At 60.4% G+C, this 18,713-nt stretch carries 16 protein-coding genes and 4 tRNA genes; 18 read left to right on the forward strand and 2 right to left on the reverse strand.

All coding sequences use genetic code 11. From position 1 onward, the window contains the following. Positions 1–124: 124 nt before the first annotated feature. The 13 genes from AB4P96_RS11955 to AB4P96_RS12015 all read left to right on the forward strand — a co-directional run bounded on the left by AB4P96_RS11955 (position 125) and on the right by AB4P96_RS12015 (position 12,405). A complete protein-coding gene (locus tag AB4P96_RS11955) occupies positions 125–2,692 on the forward strand; it encodes a FimV/HubP family polar landmark protein (protein WP_395600807.1) in 2,568 nt (855 codons plus the stop codon). Between the two features lie 225 nt (positions 2,693–2,917). After that, complete coding sequence (gene truA / locus AB4P96_RS11960; protein WP_026013815.1) at positions 2,918–3,742, forward strand: tRNA pseudouridine(38-40) synthase TruA; 825 nt, start codon at positions 2,918–2,920, stop codon at positions 3,740–3,742. 64 nt (positions 3,743–3,806) lie between these two features. Beyond that, on the forward strand, positions 3,807–4,439 hold the full coding sequence (locus AB4P96_RS11965) for a phosphoribosylanthranilate isomerase (protein ID WP_017138743.1): 633 nt from the start codon (positions 3,807–3,809) through the stop codon (positions 4,437–4,439). A 245-nt stretch (positions 4,440–4,684) separates the two neighbouring features. Further along, a complete protein-coding gene (gene accD, locus AB4P96_RS11970; RefSeq protein WP_003234319.1) occupies positions 4,685–5,605 on the forward strand; it encodes an acetyl-CoA carboxylase, carboxyltransferase subunit beta in 921 nt (306 codons plus the stop codon). After that, the gene (gene folC / locus AB4P96_RS11975) at positions 5,602–6,909 is read left to right on the forward strand and encodes a bifunctional tetrahydrofolate synthase/dihydrofolate synthase (RefSeq protein ID WP_099548305.1); all 1,308 of its coding nucleotides are present in this window, start codon (positions 5,602–5,604) and stop codon (positions 6,907–6,909) included. Before accD ends, folC begins: the two co-directional genes overlap by 4 nt. Then, entirely contained in the window at positions 6,893–7,567 is a 675-nt protein-coding gene (locus AB4P96_RS11980) for an SPOR domain-containing protein (protein WP_170037950.1), read from the forward strand. The genes folC and AB4P96_RS11980 overlap by 17 nt, the downstream gene beginning before the upstream one ends. Positions 7,568–7,750: 183 nt before the next feature. After that, entirely contained in the window at positions 7,751–8,308 is a 558-nt protein-coding gene (locus AB4P96_RS11985) for a CvpA family protein (protein ID WP_003212681.1), read from the forward strand. 41 nt (positions 8,309–8,349) lie between these two features. Continuing rightward, positions 8,350–9,855 carry an amidophosphoribosyltransferase gene (gene purF / locus AB4P96_RS11990; RefSeq protein WP_017138746.1) on the forward strand — a complete coding sequence of 502 codons (1,506 nt, stop codon included), beginning with the start codon at positions 8,350–8,352 and terminating at the stop codon, positions 9,853–9,855. Positions 9,856–9,920: 65 nt separating this feature from the next. Beyond that, positions 9,921–11,132, forward strand: a complete 1,212-nt coding sequence (locus AB4P96_RS11995; RefSeq protein WP_017138747.1) for an O-succinylhomoserine sulfhydrylase — start codon at positions 9,921–9,923, stop codon at positions 11,130–11,132. Between the two features lie 11 nt (positions 11,133–11,143). Next, on the forward strand, positions 11,144–11,908 hold the full coding sequence (locus AB4P96_RS12000; protein ID WP_020372699.1) for an SDR family oxidoreductase: 765 nt from the start codon (positions 11,144–11,146) through the stop codon (positions 11,906–11,908). Between the two features lie 107 nt (positions 11,909–12,015). Then, positions 12,016–12,091, forward strand: a tRNA-Val gene (locus AB4P96_RS12005). Between the two features lie 55 nt (positions 12,092–12,146). Further along, positions 12,147–12,223 (forward strand) — tRNA-Asp (locus tag AB4P96_RS12010). Between the two features lie 105 nt (positions 12,224–12,328). Continuing rightward, positions 12,329–12,405, forward strand: a tRNA-Asp gene (locus AB4P96_RS12015). 230 nt (positions 12,406–12,635) lie between these two features. Here AB4P96_RS12015 and AB4P96_RS12020 read toward each other — a convergent pair. Continuing rightward, a complete protein-coding gene (locus tag AB4P96_RS12020; RefSeq protein WP_017138749.1) occupies positions 12,636–13,919 on the reverse strand; it encodes an FAD-binding oxidoreductase in 1,284 nt (427 codons plus the stop codon). Between the two features lie 184 nt (positions 13,920–14,103). Between AB4P96_RS12020 and AB4P96_RS12025 the strand changes: the two genes are divergently transcribed. Then, positions 14,104–14,180 (forward strand) — tRNA-Val (locus AB4P96_RS12025). Positions 14,181–14,296: 116 nt separating this feature from the next. On the opposite strand, the gene AB4P96_RS12030 is transcribed toward AB4P96_RS12025, so the two are convergent. Beyond that, a complete protein-coding gene (locus tag AB4P96_RS12030; protein ID WP_017138750.1) occupies positions 14,297–14,713 on the reverse strand; it encodes a helix-turn-helix domain-containing protein in 417 nt (138 codons plus the stop codon). A 99-nt stretch (positions 14,714–14,812) separates the two neighbouring features. Between AB4P96_RS12030 and AB4P96_RS12035 the strand changes: the two genes are divergently transcribed. From AB4P96_RS12035 to AB4P96_RS12050, 4 genes are all read left to right on the forward strand, one after another. Further along, positions 14,813–15,934: an NADH:flavin oxidoreductase gene (locus tag AB4P96_RS12035; RefSeq protein ID WP_017138751.1), complete on the forward strand. Its 1,122-nt coding sequence runs from the start codon at positions 14,813–14,815 to the stop codon at positions 15,932–15,934. 444 nt (positions 15,935–16,378) lie between these two features. Beyond that, entirely contained in the window at positions 16,379–16,804 is a 426-nt protein-coding gene (locus AB4P96_RS12040) for an N-acetyltransferase (protein ID WP_017138753.1), read from the forward strand. Positions 16,805–17,046: 242 nt separating this feature from the next. Then, positions 17,047–17,763 carry a DUF969 domain-containing protein gene (locus AB4P96_RS12045; protein WP_099549907.1) on the forward strand — a complete coding sequence of 239 codons (717 nt, stop codon included), beginning with the start codon at positions 17,047–17,049 and terminating at the stop codon, positions 17,761–17,763. Next, a complete protein-coding gene (locus tag AB4P96_RS12050) occupies positions 17,760–18,710 on the forward strand; it encodes a DUF979 domain-containing protein (protein WP_169988581.1) in 951 nt (316 codons plus the stop codon). Before AB4P96_RS12045 ends, AB4P96_RS12050 begins: the two co-directional genes overlap by 4 nt. The last annotated feature ends 3 nt before the right edge of the window (positions 18,711–18,713 follow it).

The raw sequence follows: 18,713 nt of genomic DNA on the forward strand, positions 1-18,713 counted from the left end.
AGGCGCTATGCTTGGCCCCAAGCGGTAAAGAAGCGCGTCGGTAACCTATCGGCTCGCCATGCCTTATGGCAGCGGTTACCAACCTTCTCGCAGGCCGGGGAGTGTTCAGACAAAGGATGAGGCTATGGTTCAAGTTCGCAAACTGGTGTTAGCAATAGCGGCCGCCTCGGCGCTGTCCTCCGGTATGGCGCAGGCGCTGCAACTTGGGGAGATGACCCTCAAATCGAAGCTGAACCAGCCGTTGTCGGTGGAAATCGAATTGCTCGACGTAGGCGGCCTCACGGCTGCCGAGATCACCCCGAGCCTGGCCTCCGACCAGGCGTTTGTAGATGCAGGCGTTGACCGCCAGGCGTTTCTCAATGACCTGACGTTTACCCCGGTGGTCAACCCCAGCGGCCGCAGTGTGGTGCGCGTCACCTCCAGCAAGCCGCTGCCCGATTCCTACGTACGTTTCCTGCTGCAGGTGCAGTGGCCCAATGGCCGCTTGATGCGCGACTACAGTGTGTTGCTCGACCCGGCCAAGTTCGAGCAGCCGGCGCCGACCGCCAACGCGCCCGCGCCGCGCTTGAGCGCACCGGCCAGCACTGCGGCCGCCAGCCCGGCGAAGACCGCCAGCAAATCCGCTCAACACACCACGACCTCTCACGACACCTTGTGGGAAATTGCCGAAAAGAATCGCAACGGTGCGTCGGTGCAGCAAACCATGCTGGCCATCCAGGCGCTTAATCCTGATGCCTTTGTCGACGGCAACATCAATCGCCTGAAAACCGGCCAGGTTCTGCGCCTGCCGGACCGCCAGCAAGCCACCAGCTTGCCGCAGCCCGAGGCGATTGCCGAAGTGACTGCGCAAAATGCTGCCTGGCGCGCAGGTCGTCGCGCAGCCAGTAACCCGGTGGCGGGCAAGCAACAGCTGGACGCGACCAAGCGCACCCAGGCGGGCAATGCGCCGTCGAGCACCACGGCCAAGGACAACTTGAGCCTGGTCTCGGCGGAGTCGGCCAAAAAAGGCGCAAAGGGCAAGGCCGGTGATAGCCGAGCGGTGAGCGATAAACTGGCGATGACCCAGGAGCAGCTGGACACCACCCGTCGCGACAATGAAGAGCTCAAAAGCCGTGCGGCCGACCTGCAAAGCCAACTGGACAAGCTGCAAAAACTGATTCAACTGAAAAACGATCAACTCGCCAGGTTGCAGGCCGGTAACCCTGAGCCGGCGGCGCAGGCGACAGCGGCGATGCCGGCTCAATTGGCAACTGAAGCTACGCCAACGCCTGCACCCGCTGAGGCGGCGCCCGTTGCCGCAGCACCCGCGCCTGAGCCAATCAAGGCGCAGGACACGCCTGCCACCAACGAAGGCAAGTTCAACGAGCTGCTGACCAATCCGATCGTCCTTGGTGTAATCGGTGGCGCGGCTGGCTTGCTGGTGTTGTTGCTTCTGCTGCTGTGGGCGCGCCATCGCAATGCGCGCCTCGAAGAGGAAAAGCACCTGCGCATGGCACGCGCGCTGGCCGAAGAACCGGCATTTACGCCAAATGTGGATCACGATCTGCCTGCGGATAGCTTCGAAGGCCTTGAGGTGGCAGCGCCGAACGTTAAATTGGCTGCTGCTCCTGCGCCGGCTGCGGTTGCTGAGCCTGTGGTGGTGCCATCGGTCGCCTCCGTGCTGGCGCCTTTGGCCGTTGCCGTCGCCCCGGAAAACTCCAGTGATGCATTGGCGCAAGCGCAATCCCATATCGACCGTGGCCACCTGAACCAGGCCGCCGATGTGCTGGAGCAGGCGATCAAGCGCGAACCCAAGCGCAGCGACCTGCGCCTGAAGTTGATGGAAGTCTATGGCCTGCAAGGCGACAAGGACGGTTTCGTCACCCAGGAGCGTCAACTGGTGGCCAATGGTGAAAACCATGCTCAGGTCGAGCAGCTCAAAAACCGCTTCCCGGCCATGGCCGTGTTGGCTGCGGGCGTCAGTGCTGCGGTGGCAGCGGCGGCCCTGGATGCTCAATACGTCAAGGACTTGCTCGAAGACAAGCCCGCCGCGCCTGCCCCGGAGCCTGAGGCGTTCGACACCGATTTCGACCTGAGTCTGGATGACCTGGAAGCGGCGTCACCCACCGTAGTCAGCCCGAAAGACGCGCCGAGCTTTGAGTCGGTGCTGCAACAGCAGACCGAAGCCAAGGCCAGCCCTGATGACCTGTCGGACTTCGACCTGGACTTGCAGCTTGAGGCTCCGTCTTCGCAGGCCGATGACGACTTCCTGTCGGGCCTGGAAGATCAAATGAAGGACGTGCCGGCTGTTGAGCCGCCGACCCTCAAGCCGGCTGCGCTGGACGATTTTGACCTGCCGGAGGACTTCGACCTGTCCCTGGCGGACGAGCCGCAAGCCCCGGCCGTTGCCAAGCCTGATGCATTCGCCTCGGAGCTCGATGACGTCAACGCAGAACTCGATCGCCTGTCTTCGAGCCTCGAGCATCCGCCGATCGAGCCTTCCTTCACCGCTGAAGACGCGGCGTTGGGCGCTGATGAGCCGGAGTTTGACTTCCTTTCCGGCACCGACGAGGTCGCCACCAAGCTGGACTTGGCCCAGGCCTACATCGACATGGGCGATGCGGATGGCGCAAAGGACATCCTCAATGAAGTGCTGACCGAGGGCAGTGAAGAGCAGCGCGATGAAGCCAAGGAAATGCTCGGCAAAATCTAACAATTGATACAAACCCCCTGTGGGAGCGGGTTTGTGTGGGAGCTGGCTTGCCTGCGATGGCGTCAACCGGGTCTCAACTGTAGACCGAGGTGCCTGTATCGCAGGCAAGCCAGCTCCCACACAACAAAAGCGCCCCGCATAGCTCCAGCGCCTTTATAATGCCCGCCTTCGCGCAACTCATCGGGCTCTCAGTTCTTGGCAAATATAGATAACGCGGCTGCCGAAATGGCGGCCGCAGGCTTTAACCGCATCGCCTTGGGCGTGGAATACAAAGGTTCGCGCTATCGCGGCTGGCAGCGCCAGGCTTCAGGTGTGCTGACTGTGCAGGAAACCCTCGAAAACGCGTTGTCGAAGGTGGCGGATTCGCCGGTCTCGCTGATGTGTGCCGGGCGTACCGATGCCGGTGTGCATGCCTGTGGCCAGGTGGTGCACTTTGACACCCAGGCCGAGCGCACGCTGAAAGCCTGGGTGATGGGCGCTAATATCAATTTGCCCCATGACGTCAGCGTGACCTGGGCCAAGGTCATGCCTGCGCATTTTCATGCGCGCTTCAAGGCCATTGCCCGGCGCTACCGCTATGTGATCTACAACGATCAGATCCGCCCGGCGCACCTGAATCAGGAAATCACCTGGAACCACCGCCCGCTGGATGCCGAACGTATGGCCGAGGCCGCCCAGCATCTGGTCGGCGTGCATGATTTCAGCGCCTTCCGTGCGGGGCAATGCCAGGCTAAATCGCCGATCAAGGAAGTCCATCACCTGCGCGTGACCCGTCACGGCAAGATGATCGTGCTGGATATCCGCGCCGGTGCTTTCCTGCACCACATGGTGCGCAATATTGCCGGTGTGCTGATGACCATCGGCACTGGCGAGCGCCCGGTGGAGTGGGCGCGGGAAGTGCTGGAGAGCCGCGTTCGCCGCACCGGCGGTGTCACGGCGCACCCGTTCGGCTTGTACCTGGTGGATGTGGAGTACCGCGACGAGTTTGAATTGCCGCAGCGCTTTATCGGTCCACATTTCCTCACAGGTTTCAGCGAACTTGACGGCTGACGCCTGCAAGCGCTTTTGTTACCATCCGGGACTTTCTCGGCCCAACCCCTGAGGTTTCCACGACATGCCAGCCGTTCGCAGCAAGATTTGCGGGATTACCCGCATAGAAGATGCGCTGGCGGCAGTCGAAGCGGGGGCGGATGCCATCGGTTTCGTGTTTTATGCCAAGAGCCCGCGCGCGGTAAATGTGTTGCAGGCGCGGGCGATTATCGCTGCGCTGCCGCCATTCGTGACCACCGTGGGGCTGTTCGTCAACGCCAGCCGTTGCGAACTCAACGAAACCCTGGATGCCGTGCCGTTGGATATGCTGCAATTTCACGGTGACGAAAGCCCCGATGAATGCGAAAGCTACCAGCGCCCGTACATCAAGGCGCTACGCGTCAAGGCCGGGGATGACATTGCTGCTGCGTGCGCCGCCTATACTGGCGCTCGCGGCATTTTGCTGGATACCTATGTCGAAGGCGTGCCCGGCGGCACGGGTGAGGCGTTCGACTGGACGCTGATTCCCGAAGGCTTGAGCAAGCCGATCATCCTCGCAGGTGGGCTCAATCCCGCGAATGTCGCGGCGGCCATCGAGCAGGTCCGGCCTTATGCGGTGGACGTCAGCGGCGGAGTGGAGCAGGGCAAGGGCATCAAGGATCACCACAAGATTCGCGCATTCATGCAGGCCGTGCGCAACAGCAGTGGCGCGATGTGACGGCTGGCAGTCTGCCGCCGTCCATAACTACCACTGTGTAGAACAGCACCGGTGCCGCCTGCGGGAGGCCCGGAAATGAAGTGGCAACCCTGCGTTGGCAGGTTGTCTGGAAGGCTGAGGATACAGGCGGGAAATGGCCGGTCGAACGTCTGACCCCGTCCAGCCTGTGTCATCGCCACATATGAATTTAGCTCAAGGGCATACGCGGGGCTGTGTTCAAGCCACCGGTACTGGAGAAAGAAAGCATGAGCAACTGGTTAGTAGACAAACTGATCCCTTCGATCATGCGGTCCGAGGTGAAGAAAAGCTCGGTTCCTGAAGGTCTGTGGCACAAGTGCCCATCCTGCGACGCGGTGCTGTACCGCCCGGAGCTGGAAAAGACCCTGGACGTTTGCCCCAAGTGCAACCATCACATGCGCATCGGCGCCCGTGCGCGCATCGACATCTTCCTTGATGCCGACGGCCGTAACGAGCTGGGCGCAGACCTGGAGCCGGTTGACCGTCTCAAGTTCCGCGACGGCAAGAAGTACAAGGACCGCTTGACCGCAGCGCAGAAGCAGACCGGCGAAAAAGACGCGCTGATTTCGGTCAGCGGCAAGCTGCTGGGTATGCCGGTGGTAGTGTCCGCGTTCGAATTTTCCTTCATGGGCGGTTCCATGGGTGCCATCGTCGGCGAGCGTTTTGTACGTGCCGCCAACTACGCGCTGGAAAATCGTTGCCCGATGATCTGCTTCGCTGCCTCTGGTGGTGCGCGCATGCAGGAAGCGCTGATCTCCTTGATGCAAATGGCCAAGACCTCTGCGGTACTGGCACGTCTGCGTGAAGAAGGCATCCCGTTCATCTCGGTACTGACTGACCCGGTTTACGGTGGTGTTTCCGCCAGCCTGGCGATGCTGGGTGACGTAATCGTCGGTGAGCCCAAAGCACTGATCGGCTTTGCCGGCCCGCGCGTGATCGAGCAGACCGTACGTGAAAAGCTGCCGGAAGGCTTCCAGCGCAGCGAGTTCCTGCTGGAGCACGGTGCGATCGACCTGATCATCCCGCGCGGTGAACTGCGCCCACGCCTGGGTAACCTGCTGGCGCAAATGATGGGCTTGCCGACGCCTGTGTACGTCGCACCTAAAATCGAACCTATCGTTGTTCCGCCGGTGCCAGCAAACCTATGACCCAACGTACCCTGGGCGAATGGCTCGCTTACCTTGAGCAGTTGCATCCGTCAGCCATCGACATGGGCCTGGAGCGCTCGCAACAGGTAGCGGCCCGCCTCGGGTTGGGCCGCCCGGCGCCGCGTGTAATCACGGTGACCGGCACCAACGGCAAAGGCTCTACCTGTGCCTTTGTCGCGGCGCTGCTGCAAGCCCAAGGGCTTAAAGTAGGCGTCTACAATTCTCCGCACCTGCTGCGTTATAACGAGCGGGTGCAGCTCAATGGCATCGAAGCCACTGACGCGCAGCTTTGCGAAGCCTTCGCTGCACTGGATGCCGGCCGTGGCGAAATTTCCCTGACTTACTTTGAAATGGGCACCTTGGCGGCTTTCTGGCTGTTCGAGCGTGCGCAGTTGGATGTGGTCGTGCTGGAAGTCGGGCTTGGCGGGCGTCTGGATACCGTTAACGTGGTGGACGCCGATATCGCGCTGGTAACCAGCATTGGTGTCGACCATGCGGACTATCTGGGCAACACTCGCGAGTCGGTGTCTTATGAAAAGGCCGGGATCTTCCGCCAAGGCAAGCCGGCGCTGTGTGGTGACCTGAACCCGCCCCAGCCTTTGCTGGACAAGGTGCGCGAGCTGGATTGCCCATTTTACCTGCGGGGCCGCGAATTCAATCTCGAAGTTGGCGACCAGCATTGGCAGTGGCGCGGGTGTGATGCGCGTGCCCAGGTGGTAGAGCTGCGGGATTTGCCGCTGCTGAACCTGCCGATGGAAAACGCCGCGCTGGCGCTGCAAGCGTACCTGTTGATGGATCTGCCGTGGAATCCCGAGCAGATTGCTGCCACGTTGCTGGCTACTCGTGTGGTGGGGCGCCTGGATCGCCGCACATTCGAGTGGGAAGGCAAGCGTTTGAACCTGCTGCTGGATGTGGGGCACAACCCGCACGCCGCCGAGTACCTGGCGCAACGTCTGTCACGCACGCCACCTGCCGGTCGTCGCCTGGCGGTGTTCGGGCTGTTGGCTGACAAGGATCTGGACGGTGTGGTTGCGCCGTTACTCGGCAATGTCCAGGCTTGGGCGGTAGCGCCGCTGGACACGCCGCGCAGTCGCCCGGCTGCCGAACTGCAAGTGGCATTGCAGAACCTTGGTGCGTCGGCGGCGTCGTATGCAAGCGTCACTGCAGCGCTTGAGGCGCAATGTGCGGTGGCGACGGCCGAGGACGAGATTCTGTTGTTCGGATCATTTTATTGTGTTGCCGAGGCGCTTGAGTGGTTGGCCCGGCGCTCCACGGAGGAAGCTGCACATGGCATTACTGGATAGCGCATACAAGCAGCGAATGGTCGGAGCCCTGGTATTGGTGGCGTTGGCGGTGATTTTCCTGCCGATGCTGTTTTCGCGCCAGGACGAACAGCGCCAGGTCGTGGTCGAGGCACCGGCAGCGCCACAGGCCCCATCGATGCCGCAAGTTCAGGTGGAGCCGGTGGTGGTGCCTGAGCCGCAGACGCTGCCTGAAGAACCGGTGCCGAGCGATGATGAGGTGGCTGCGCAAACGGCTCCAGCGGCGCCAGCAGTGCCGGTGCAACAGAGTGTGCCGGTGGTCAAGCCGGCGCCCGCTCCAGCGGCCCCGGTGGTGGCTGCCAAACCTGCTGCGCCAGCCCCTGCGCCCAAGCCGGTAGCGCCACAACCTGCCGCGCCGGGCAAGCCGGATGTCGGTCAAAGCCGTATCGACCCGAATGGTCTGCCGATCAGTTGGTCGATCCAGCTCGCCAGCCTGGCTAACCGTGAAAGCGCCGATGCCTTGCAGAAAAAGTTGCGTGCCCAGGGGTATAACGCCTATATCCGCAGTGCCGACGGCAAAAATCGCGTATTTATCGGGCCGCTGATCGAGCGCGCCGAAGCGGACCGCCTGCGTGACCTGCTGGGGCGACAGCAGAACCTGAATGGGTTTGTGGTGCGGTTCCAGCCTGAGCGCGGCTGAGTAAAGGGTTGGAATGCAGGGCAAATGTGGGAGCTGGCTTTTGTGGGAGCCAGCTCCCACATTGTTTTTGGGTGGTCTTGAGATTGCTCAACCCATTGATTTGCAAAGCACCCACAATCACAGCTTACCGATAGCCCAGCGCTCTGCTAAAATGCGCCGCCTTATCCGTACGTAGGCTGCACTGTGCCATTTACCTGGGTTGATTGGGCGATCGTAGCAATCGTCGCCATCTCCGCTTTGATCAGTCTAAGCCGCGGCTTCGTAAAAGAAGCACTGTCGTTGCTGACCTGGATCATCGCAGGAGTTGTAGCCTGGATGTTCGGTGGTTCACTGTCGGTTTACCTGGCCGGGTATATCGAAACACCTTCGGCTCGCGTGATTGCGGGCTGCGCCATCATGTTCATCGCCACGCTGTTGGTGGGGGCAATGGTCAATTATCTTATTGGCGAGTTGATACGTGTCACCGGCCTCTCCGGGACCGATCGATTTCTCGGCATGGCCTTCGGCGCCGCGCGTGGCGGCTTGCTGGTGGTTGTGGCGGTCGGGCTGTTGAGCCTGGGGCCGGTACAGCAGGATTCGTGGTGGCAGGAGTCGGTACTCGTGCCAAAATTTCTATTGGTTGCAGATTGGTCCAAGAACCTCATATTGGGGTGGAGCAGTCAGTGGCTGGCCAGCGGAATCAGCGTACCCGCTGATCTTCCGTTCAAGGAACACCTCTTGCCGGCCAAAACGCCTCAGTAAGTAGTGTTCAGTCAAGATTCATTAAGTAGGGGTTGCGTCGCATGTGTGGCATCGTCGGTATCGTCGGTAAGTCGAACGTCAATCAGGCGCTGTATGACGCGCTAACCGTCCTCCAGCACCGCGGCCAGGACGCTGCCGGTATTGTGACCAGCCACGACGGCCGGTTATTCCTGCGCAAGGACAATGGCCTGGTGCGTGACGTGTTCCATCAGCGTCACATGCAGCGCCTCGTCGGGCACATGGGCATTGGCCATGTGCGTTACCCGACTGCCGGTAGCTCGACCTCGGCCGAAGCTCAACCGTTTTACGTCAACTCGCCTTACGGCATCACCCTGGCGCACAACGGTAACCTGACCAACGTTGAACAGCTGGCCAAGGAGATTTACGAATCTGACCTGCGCCACGTCAACACCAACTCCGACTCGGAAGTGCTGCTCAACGTGTTCGCACATGAGCTGGCCCAGCGCGGCAAGTTGCAGCCGACCGAAGAAGATGTATTCGCTGCCGTGACCGACGTGCACAACCGTTGTGTCGGTGGTTATGCCGTCGTCGCAATGATCACCGGTTATGGCATCGTCGGTTTCCGTGACCCGCACGGCATTCGCCCGATCGTGTTCGGCCAGCGTCACACCGACGAAGGCGTCGAATACATGATCGCGTCCGAAAGCGTGTCCCTGGACGTGCTCGGCTTCACCCTGATCCGCGACCTCGCACCGGGCGAAGCCGTATACATCACCGAAGACGGCAAGCTGCACACCCGTCAGTGCGCGATTGCGCCGAAACTCACTCCGTGCATCTTCGAACACGTCTACCTGGCGCGTCCGGACTCGATCATCGACGGTGTTTCGGTGTACAAGGCGCGCCTGCGCATGGGCGAGAAGCTGGCCGAGAAAATCCTGCGCGAGCGTCCCGAGCACGATATCGACGTGGTGATCCCGATCCCGGACACCAGCCGTACCGCTGCGCTGGAGCTGGCCAACCACTTGGGCGTCAAGTTCCGCGAAGGTTTCGTCAAGAACCGTTATATCGGCCGTACCTTCATCATGCCTGGCCAGGCGGCGCGCAAGAAGTCGGTGCGCCAGAAGCTCAACGCCATTGAGCTGGAATTCCGCGGCAAGAACGTGATGCTGGTCGACGACTCCATCGTGCGCGGCACCACCTGCAAGCAGATCATCCAGATGGCCCGCGAAGCCGGTGCGAAGAACGTGTACTTCTGCTCCGCCGCGCCTGCCGTGCGTTACCCGAACGTGTACGGTATCGACATGCCGAGCGCCCACGAGCTGATCGCCCACAACCGTTCGACCCAGGATGTAGCCGACCTGATCGGTGCCGACTGGTTGATCTATCAGGACCTGCCAGACCTGATCGAGGCGGTCGGTGGTGGCAAGATCAAGATCGCCGAGTTTGACTGCGCCGTGTTCGACGGCAAGTACGTGACCGGTGATGTCGACGAGGCTTACCTGAACAAGATCGAGCAGGCGCGTAACGACTCGTCGAAGATCAAGACCCAGGCGGTCAGTGCGATCATCGATCTGTACAACAACTGAGTAAACACCGGCCCTGAGGGGCCGGTTTTGTATCTTAAATAGAGTATTGAGTAAGGAGTCGCAGCATGAGTCAGGAATGGGATGCCGGTCGGTTGGACAGCGACCTCGATGGCGTAGCTTTCGATACCCTGGCTGTGCGCGCCGGTCAGCACCGCACCCCGGAAGGTGAGCACGGTGACCCGATGTTCTTCACCTCCAGCTATGTGTTCCGCACCGCAGCCGACGCGGCTGCGCGCTTTGCCGGTGAAGTGCCGGGCAACGTTTACTCGCGTTACACCAACCCGACCGTGCGTGCGTTCGAAGAGCGTATCGCGGCCCTGGAAGGCGCTGAGCAGGCGGTGGCCACGGCGACCGGTATGGCTGCGATCCTGGCAGTGGTGATGAGCCTGTGCAGTGCTGGCGACCATGTGCTGGTGTCGCGCAGTGTGTTCGGCTCCACCATCAGCCTGTTCGAGAAGTACTTCAAGCGCTTCGGCATCGAAGTGGACTACGTGCCCCTGGCGGATCTGTCCGGCTGGGATGCGGCGATCAAGGCCAACACCAAGCTGCTGTTCGTCGAGTCGCCGTCCAATCCGCTGGCCGAGTTGGTAGATATCGCCGCGTTGTCCGAAGTGGCCCACGCCAAGGGCGCGATGCTGGTGGTCGATAACTGCTTCTGTACGCCGGCGCTGCAACAGCCGTTGAAGCTGGGCGCGGACATTGTTGTGCACTCTGCCACCAAGTTCATCGACGGCCAGGGCCGTTGCATGGGCGGCGTAGTCGCCGGCCGCAGCGAGCAGATGAAGGAAGTGGTGGGTTTCTTGCGCACCGCCGGGCCGACTCTGAGCCCGTTCAATGCGTGGATCTTCCTCAAAGGCCTGGAGACCCTCAGCCTGCGGATGAAGGCCCATTGCGCCAATGCCCAGGCCCTGGCCGAGTGGCTGGAGCAACAGGACGGGATTGAGAAAGTCCATTACGCCGGTCTCAAGAGCCACCCGCAACACGCGCTGGCCCAGCGTCAGCAGCGTGGTTTCGGCGCGGTGGTGAGCTTTGAAGTAAAAGGCGGCAAAGACGGCGCCTGGCGCTTTATCGACGCAACGCGCCTGATCTCCATCACGGCCAACCTGGGTGACAGCAAGACCACCATCACCCACCCCAGCACCACCTCCCACGGGCGCCTGGCGCCACAGGAGCGTGAAGCGGCCGGCATCCGTGACAGCCTGATCCGCATTGCAGTGGGCCTGGAAGACGTAGCCGACCTGCAAGCTGACCTGGCTCGCGGGCTGGCTGCCTTGTGATCGAGTGGTCCATGGAAACAGCAGCGGCCGGTAACGGCCGTGTTGCGCTGGTGACGGGCGCCGCCCGAGGCATTGGCCTCGGCATCGCGGCATGGCTGATCAGCGAAGGCTGGCAGGTGGTGTTGACCGACTTGGACCGCGAGCGCGGCTCCAAGGTGTCCAAGGTGCTGGGTGACAACGCCTGGTTTATCAGCATGGACGTGGCCGACGAGAAGCAGGTCGCCCAGGGCGTTGCCGAAGTGCTCGGCCAGTTCGGTCGCCTGGACGCGTTGGTGTGCAACGCCGCCGTGGCCGACCCGCGCAATATCACCCTCGAAAGCCTCGACCTGGCGTACTGGAACCGCGTGCTGGCGGTAAATCTCAGCGGGCCGATGCTGCTGGCCAAGCACTGTGCACCGTACCTGCGTGCCCATGGCGGCGCGATCGTCAACCTGGCCTCGACCCGCGCGCGTCAATCGGAGCCCGACACCGAGGCCTACGCGGCGAGCAAGGGCGGGCTGTTGGCCCTGACTCACGCGCTGGCCATAAGTCTTGGGCCGGAGGTGCGGGTCAATGCCGTCAGCCCTGGCTGGATCGATGCGCGTGATCCAGCGGCGCGGCGTGCCGAGCCTTTGACCGATGCCGATCATGCCCAGCATCCGGCGGGCAGGGTGGGCACGGTTGAGGACGTGGCGGCGATGGTGGCGTGGCTGCTGTCGCGTCAGGCAGGGTTTGTCACTGGCCAAGAGTTTGTGGTCGACGGCGGCATGAGCAAGAAGATGATTTACAGCGAGTAGGGCGGGTAGCCGCCTTGAAGCAATTTTGTCTTTTTCAGAAAAACTTCAAGCAGGCTATTGACTTAGGTCTGCTACCTGCGTAAATTTCGCGGCCTCAACGAAGCAAAGGGTGATTAGCTCAGCTGGGAGAGCATCTGCCTTACAAGCAGAGGGTCGGCGGTTCGATCCCGTCATCACCCACCACTTCTTGAGAGTTTTGCCTTCGGGCAAGACGCAACGTTAAAGGTTGCACCGACGCGCAGCGGTAGTTCAGTCGGTTAGAATACCGGCCTGTCACGCCGGGGGTCGCGGGTTCGAGTCCCGTCCGCTGCGCCATATTTTCCAGGTCCGATTTGTCGGGTTTGAGATTGAAAGGCTTAGGCTGATCAGTCAGACGTTTAAAGACAGTTGAGGGTTTAGGCTCAACTGGTGAAGCGATACGCAGCGGTAGTTCAGTCGGTTAGAATACCGGCCTGTCACGCCGGGGGTCGCGGGTTCGAGTCCCGTCCGCTGCGCCATATCTGCCCCAAGGCCCACTGAACGCCTTGGAGCACAAAGCAAGTGTTAAGCTGCTTTGATCCGATAGCAAAGACCCTGGTCGAAAGACCGGGGTTTTTTGTGTCTGCGATTTGATATTTTGGGTTGAGCTTCTTCTGAAGCTGCCACTGGTCAATGTGGGAGCTGGTTTGCCTGCGATAGCTACACCTCGGTCCAAGGTATGGCCATCGTCGGCAGCCAGCTATCGCAATCAGAACCCCAGCTTATCCCGCAGCCCGTAATACCAGGCACCCAGCGCCGCAAACGGTGTGCGCAACAGTTGCCCGCCCGGGAACGGGTAGTGCGGCAGGTCGGCAAACGCATCAAAACGCTCTGCCTGGCCTCTCAACGCTTCTGCCAGCACCTTGCCCGCCAGGTGCGTGTACGTCACGCCGTGGCCACTGCAGCCCTGGGAGTAATAGATGTTGTCGCCCAGGCGACCCACCTGTGGCAGGCGCGACAGGGTCAGCAGGAAATTGCCGGTCCAGGCGTAATCTATCTTCACATCCTTGAGCTGCGGGAAGGCCTTGAGCATCTTCGGGCGGATGATCGCTTCGATGTTGGCCGGGTCGCGCGCGCCATACACCACGCCACCGCCGAAGATCAGGCGCTTGTCACTGGTGAGGCGGTAGTAGTCCAGCAAGTAGTTGCAGTCCTCGACGCAGTAGTCCTGCGGCAGCAAGGTCTTGGCCAGTTCATCGCCCAGCGGCGCGGTGGTGATGACCTGGGTGCCGCACGGCATCGACTTGGCCGCCAGCTCCGGCACCAGGTTGCCCAGGTAGGCATTGCCCGCGACGATGATGAACTTGGCCCTGACCTTGCCCTCGGCGGTGTGTACCACAGGGTTGGCGCCGCGCTCGATGCGCACCGCCGCAGACTGCTCGTAAATCGTGCCGCCCAGGGACTCCACCGCCGCTGCTTCGCCCAGTGCCAGGTTGAGCGGGTGAATATGGCCGCCGCTCATGTCCAGCAGGCCGCCGACATAGTTGTCACAGGCCACCACTTCGCGGATACGGCGCTCATCCAGCAACTCAAGCTGCGTATGGCCGTAGCGCTCCCACAGGCGCTGCTGCGACTCCAGGTGGCCCATGTGCTTGCTGTTGAGTGCAGCGAACACACCGCCGTCCTTCAAGTCGCACTGGATCTGGTACTTGGCCACGCGCTCACGAATGATCCTGCCGCCCTCAAACGCCATCTGCCCCAGCAACTGCGCCTGCTTGGGGCCAACGCTGCGTTCGATCACGTCGATGTCGCGGCTATAGCTGTTGACGATCTGCCCACCATTGCGGCCCGAGGCGCCAAAGCCGACCTTGGCGGCTTCCAGTACCGTCACGCGAAAACCGTTCTCCAGCAGAAACAGCGCGCTGGACAGGCCGGTATAACCGGCGCCAATCACGCAGACATCGGTTTCGACTTCACCTTGCAGCACCGGGCGTGGCGGAACCGCATTCGCGGACGCGGCGTAATACGACTGGGGGTAGGGGGTGTTCGCCATCCTGGAACCTCTGTTTTATATTTTTTACGAGTGCGCCGATCCTACCTGAGTTGAAAATTGCCTGCCAGCCACCCGAAAACCCCGGGCATGCCTTTCACAAATAAAAAATTCGCATATTCATAGGGTTAGCTGCAAAAAAGATGTTGACACCCCTTCGGAATTCCGTAGAATGCCGCCTCACAGCAGGCACGTAGCTCAGTTGGTTAGAGCACCACCTTGACATGGTGGGGGTCGTTGGTTCGAGTCCAATCGCGCCTACCAAACAAAATCCGCTCTGCTGGGCGGTCTGGAAGGGCTCACCGAAAGGTGGGCCCTTTTTTGTTGCCTGCGATTTGTAAAACTTCCTTATCAACACTCCCGCCGCCATCGTTATGCTTTTACCCGTCGTGCTGCTGCTCTTCTGCAAGCTTATCGAATGCCGCCTGGGCGTTCATCACAGCTTCAGAATGTTGGAGCGTCCACCTATATAACGCACGAAATGGCTCTTCCAGCGTATGCCCCAGGTCCGTAACGCTGTACTCGACGGCGACTTGAGAAGAGGGAATGACGCGGCGCGACAAAATGCCATTGCGCTCCAGGCGACGCAGGCTTTGCGTGAGCGCTTTTTGCGTAATGCCGTCGAGTCGACGTTTGATTTCATTGAAGCGCAGCGGGCTTTTACAGAGCGTTGCCAGTATCAATACGGACCATTTGTCCGCGATCTGATCGAGCAGTATCCGGCTGGTGCAATCAGCGGCGTAGACGACTGGAGGGTTCTCGTTTTGCCCCAACGCCTGAATAGCTTTTTCCTGCATGTAGTTTCCTCGGGTATACCTGAGCACTTTTAAGTGCCTTATTGATATTAGGTATACACCTTATACCATGGAGTTTCCTTTTGCTCGGAGCATCTCTCAATGAGTTCTACGAATCTCGACTCTCTATTTCAGCCGTTCACGATCAAGTCCTTGACCCTGAAGAATCGAATTGTAATGGCGCCTATGACGCGCGCTTTCGCCAAGGGCGGTGTGCCTGACGAACAAATCGCCGCTTATTACCGCAAGCGTGCGGAAAACCAGGTCGGGTTGATTCTGTCTGAGGGGACTGTGGTGGATCGTCCGGGCGCTCGTAATATGTCGCGGATTCCGTTTTTCCATGGCGATGAATCACTCGCAGGCTGGAAAGCAGTAATCGATGGTGTTCATCGCGCCGGTGGCAAAATGGGGCCGCAGATCTGGCACGTCGGGGCCGCGCCCAGTTTCCAGGAAGACTGGGCGCCCGCCGGTGGGTTTGAGAGCCCGTCGGGGCTTGCCGGTCCTCAAAAACCACTGGGGCAGGCCATGAATGATGAGGCGATTGCCGACACCATTGCGGCGTTCGCCAAGGCCGCTGCTGACGCCAAGCGGCTGGGGTTTGATACCGTCGAAATACACGGTGCCCACGGATACCTGCTGGACCAGTTTTTCTGGACAGGTACGAATGAACGCTCCGACCACTTCAACGGCGCAACGATCAAGGAGCGCTCACGGTTCGCGGCGGAAGTGGTCAAGGCCATACGCGCAGCCGTAGGGCCGGATTTCCCGGTCATTCTGCGTCTGAGTCAGTGGAAGCAGCAGGATTACAGCGCCCGTTTGGCTACGACGCCTGAAAGCATGTCCGATTGGCTGGTGCCACTGGTGGAGGCCGGCGTGGACGTTTTGCATTGCTCTCAACGGCGCTTCTGGGAAGCCGAGTTCCCGGAACTGGACGGCGAGCAGGGTCTGAACTTTGCCGGCTGGGCCAAAAAGCTGACAGGCGCTGCGACTATCAGTGTCGGCTCTGTGGGGTTGTCCGGCGACTTCCTCGGCGCCTTCAGCGGCGAAAGCTCCCAACCGGCAGCGATCGACAATTTGGTGCAGCGATTGGAGAAAGAGGAGTTCGACTTGATCGCTGTTGGGCGAGCACTGCTGAGTGACGCGCAGTGGGTGAGGAAAATTCGAACGGGCAATTCGGCCGACTTGAAGCCTTTTGACGTAAAAGATTTGGCCGAGCTGGCCTGAGTCTCACACTTCTGACACGTGCAAAACCTTGAGTGTTGAAGGGCTCACCGAAAGGTGGGCTCTTTTTTTGGCTGGAATTTTGCCAATACCTGCCCATACCGCTTTGCGGGTTACTGCGCTGAGAACTGCTAGCAGAACAGCGTAGCCACCGATAACAGGCAGATAATCTGTGCAAACATCTGGCACCGTATCTCACCATTTGTTGTCGCCATACTCGTTTGTCCGGCGTACATAGCGGCTGCCTCCATCGGCAATACTGCGCTGAGCGCTGCGCAGGACCGCGCAACACTGTATTGAGTATAGGTCTGGAACGAGATCCATGCTGTCGAGACGACTTAAGGTGATTGAGCGCCGCTGGGTTAATGAAACTGGCGCAGATCCACTCAGGTTTGGTGCGCCCAAGGCATACTGAGGAGCGATTGAATTCAACCCATGGAGTCCGTAATGGAATTGGCAATGGAAGTATCGTTCGACGTGACGGCGCAGGAGCGCGAGGCCATTCTCAAGCCGCTGCGGGCTTTCAACCGCAGCCACACCGGCCAGATGCCGTCCGAAACGGTCGGTATTTTGCTGCGTGATCCCGCTTCTCAAGAAGTAGTGGGCGGTCTTTACGGGGAGATTTCCTTCGGGTGGTTGTTCATTGAACTGTTGAGCATTCCCGACCAGATGCGCACCCAAGGCACGGGCACGCGATTGATGCGTGCGGCTGAAGACCTGGCCCGTGAACGCGGATGCGAGGGCATCTGGCTGGACACTTTCAGCTTCCAGGCGCCCGGGTTTTATCGCAAGCAGGGCTTCACTGAATTTGGCCACATTGCTGATTTCCCGCCGGGCCATAAACGCCATTTTTTCCACAAGCGCTTGAGCTGAACTCCCTCAAAGCGCCGGGCCACCCGGCGCCCATCACCGACAAAATTTATTGGTTTGCAGCAACAATTTTTCTTGTTGGACACCTCCCGCCCCCAAGCAGCACAGTTGCCGCCACTGACGCTCGACCTCCCAGGTCAACAATAAAAAACCACGTCGGGCTGCACGCCACTTTCATGCTGTGAACCCTTTGTTCACGTCCTGCCGTCATGGCGCCGCAGCGCGCATTCTAGGACTTAATCGTCATGCAAACTGTTGTGAACCTATGGCCGTTGATCGGCGTACTTGTCATCGTGGTTGGCTTTGTCCTGCGCTTCAATCCGTTGCTGGTGGTGACCGCCGCAGCCATTGCCACCGGGCTCGCAGCCCACTTCCCGCTGGAAAAAATCCTCGCCAGCATGGGCGAAGGCTTCCTTCAGACCCGCGCCTTGCAATTGATCCTGTTACTGCCCCTGGCCGTTATTGGGCTGCTGGAGCGCCATGGCCTGCGCCTGCATGCGCAGAACTGGATCGCCCGCTTCGAGCGCGCCACGGTGGGGCGCTTGTTGATCATGTATCTATTTGTGCGCGAGTCCACGGCCGCCATGGGCCTCACCAGCCTGGGCGGGCATCCGCAGATGGTGCGCCCGCTGTTGGCACCGATGGCCGAAGGCGCAGCGGAAAAACGCTACGGCAAGCTGCCGGACAAACTGCGCCACAAGGTGTTGGCCATGTGTGCGGCGACCGATAACGTCGGGCTGTTTTTCGGTGAAGACATCTTTGTTGCCTTTGGTGCGATTGCGCTGATGCACACCTTCCTGCTCGGTTCGGGGATTGATGTGGAGCCGTTGCACATTGCGGTGTGGGGCATTCCGACGGCGATCTGTGCGTTTATCATCCATGCGATTCGCCTGCACCGGTTCGACCGAAGGCTTACCCGCGAGATGACGCCCGTCGCGACGCCGGTGGAGTCTGCGCAATGATTATCTCGATTGAGTACCTGTACTGGCTTGCTGGCATTCTGCTGTTGATTACCGCAGGCATGATCCTGCTGGATCGTACCCATCCCAAGCGCTGGTCCAGCGCGGTATTCTGGTTGCTGTTTGCCATTCCGTTCCTGGTCGGGGAGCGTTTGCCGCCGGTGGTTATCGGCGTTGGCGTGGTGGTGATGGCGTTGATCGCAGGTTTGGGTGGCGTGGGGCGCGGTGTGCATGCCCAGTTGCATGACAAGTCTGCCCGCGCCAGTGCCGGTCGGCTTGGCCACAAGCTGTTTATCCCGGCGTTGGCCATTCCGCTGACCACCGTGATTGGCTCGGTATTGCTCAAGCACACCGAAATCGGTGGTGTGCCATTGCTGGACCCGAAAAACACCACTTTTGTCTCCTTGGGCATCGGCTGCCTGATCGCCCTCGGCCTGGCCTGTTGGTTGACCCGCGACACACCGGTGCAAGCCTTGCGTGAATCCCGACGCCTGACCGAAGCCTTGGGCTGGGCCATGGTGCTGCCGCAAATGCTCGCCATGCTCGGCTTGCTGTTCAATGAAGCCGGGGTCGGCACCGCGGTTGCCCATGTCACCACCACCTATATCAACCTGGATTTCAAGCTGGTGGCGGTGATGGTGTATGTATTGGGCATGGCGCTGTTTACCGTGATCATGGGCAATGGTTTTGCGGCGTTCCCGGTGATGACCGGCGGTGTCGGCGTGCCGGTGCTGGTGGGCATCTACGGCGGCAACCCGGCGGTAATGGCGGCGATTGGCATGTTCTCCGGCTATTGCGGCACATTGATGACGCCGATGGCGGCCAACTTCAATATAGTTCCGGCAGCCTTGCTGGAGTTGCCGGACAAGAACGCGGTCATCAAGGCGCAATTGCCCACGGCATTGATGATGCTGGTGGTCAATATTGTGCTGCTTTACCTGTTGATGTGAGGC

The organism is Pseudomonas sp. B19125, from assembly GCF_044218855.1.
GTDB lineage: Bacteria > Pseudomonadota > Gammaproteobacteria > Pseudomonadales > Pseudomonadaceae > Aquipseudomonas > Aquipseudomonas edaphica.

Coding starts and splice junctions, on each gene's coding strand:
- AB4P96_RS11955 (WP_395600807.1), top strand. CDS start 125: ATGGTTCAAGTTCGCAAACTGGTGTTAGCAATAGCGGCCGCCTCGGCG.
- truA (WP_026013815.1), top strand. CDS start 2,918: ATGGCGGCCGCAGGCTTTAACCGCATCGCCTTGGGCGTGGAATACAAA.
- AB4P96_RS11965 (WP_017138743.1), top strand. CDS start 3,807: ATGCCAGCCGTTCGCAGCAAGATTTGCGGGATTACCCGCATAGAAGAT.
- accD (WP_003234319.1), top strand. CDS start 4,685: ATGAGCAACTGGTTAGTAGACAAACTGATCCCTTCGATCATGCGGTCC.
- folC (WP_099548305.1), top strand. CDS start 5,602: ATGACCCAACGTACCCTGGGCGAATGGCTCGCTTACCTTGAGCAGTTG.
- AB4P96_RS11980 (WP_170037950.1), top strand. CDS start 6,893: ATGGCATTACTGGATAGCGCATACAAGCAGCGAATGGTCGGAGCCCTG.
- purF (WP_017138746.1), top strand. CDS start 8,350: ATGTGTGGCATCGTCGGTATCGTCGGTAAGTCGAACGTCAATCAGGCG.
- AB4P96_RS11995 (WP_017138747.1), top strand. CDS start 9,921: ATGAGTCAGGAATGGGATGCCGGTCGGTTGGACAGCGACCTCGATGGC.
- AB4P96_RS12000 (WP_020372699.1), top strand. CDS start 11,144: ATGGAAACAGCAGCGGCCGGTAACGGCCGTGTTGCGCTGGTGACGGGC.
- AB4P96_RS12020 (WP_017138749.1), bottom strand. CDS start 13,919: ATGGCGAACACCCCCTACCCCCAGTCGTATTACGCCGCGTCCGCGAAT.
- AB4P96_RS12030 (WP_017138750.1), bottom strand. CDS start 14,713: ATGCAGGAAAAAGCTATTCAGGCGTTGGGGCAAAACGAGAACCCTCCA.
- AB4P96_RS12035 (WP_017138751.1), top strand. CDS start 14,813: ATGAGTTCTACGAATCTCGACTCTCTATTTCAGCCGTTCACGATCAAG.
- AB4P96_RS12040 (WP_017138753.1), top strand. CDS start 16,379: ATGGAATTGGCAATGGAAGTATCGTTCGACGTGACGGCGCAGGAGCGC.
- AB4P96_RS12045 (WP_099549907.1), top strand. CDS start 17,047: ATGCAAACTGTTGTGAACCTATGGCCGTTGATCGGCGTACTTGTCATC.
- AB4P96_RS12050 (WP_169988581.1), top strand. CDS start 17,760: ATGATTATCTCGATTGAGTACCTGTACTGGCTTGCTGGCATTCTGCTG.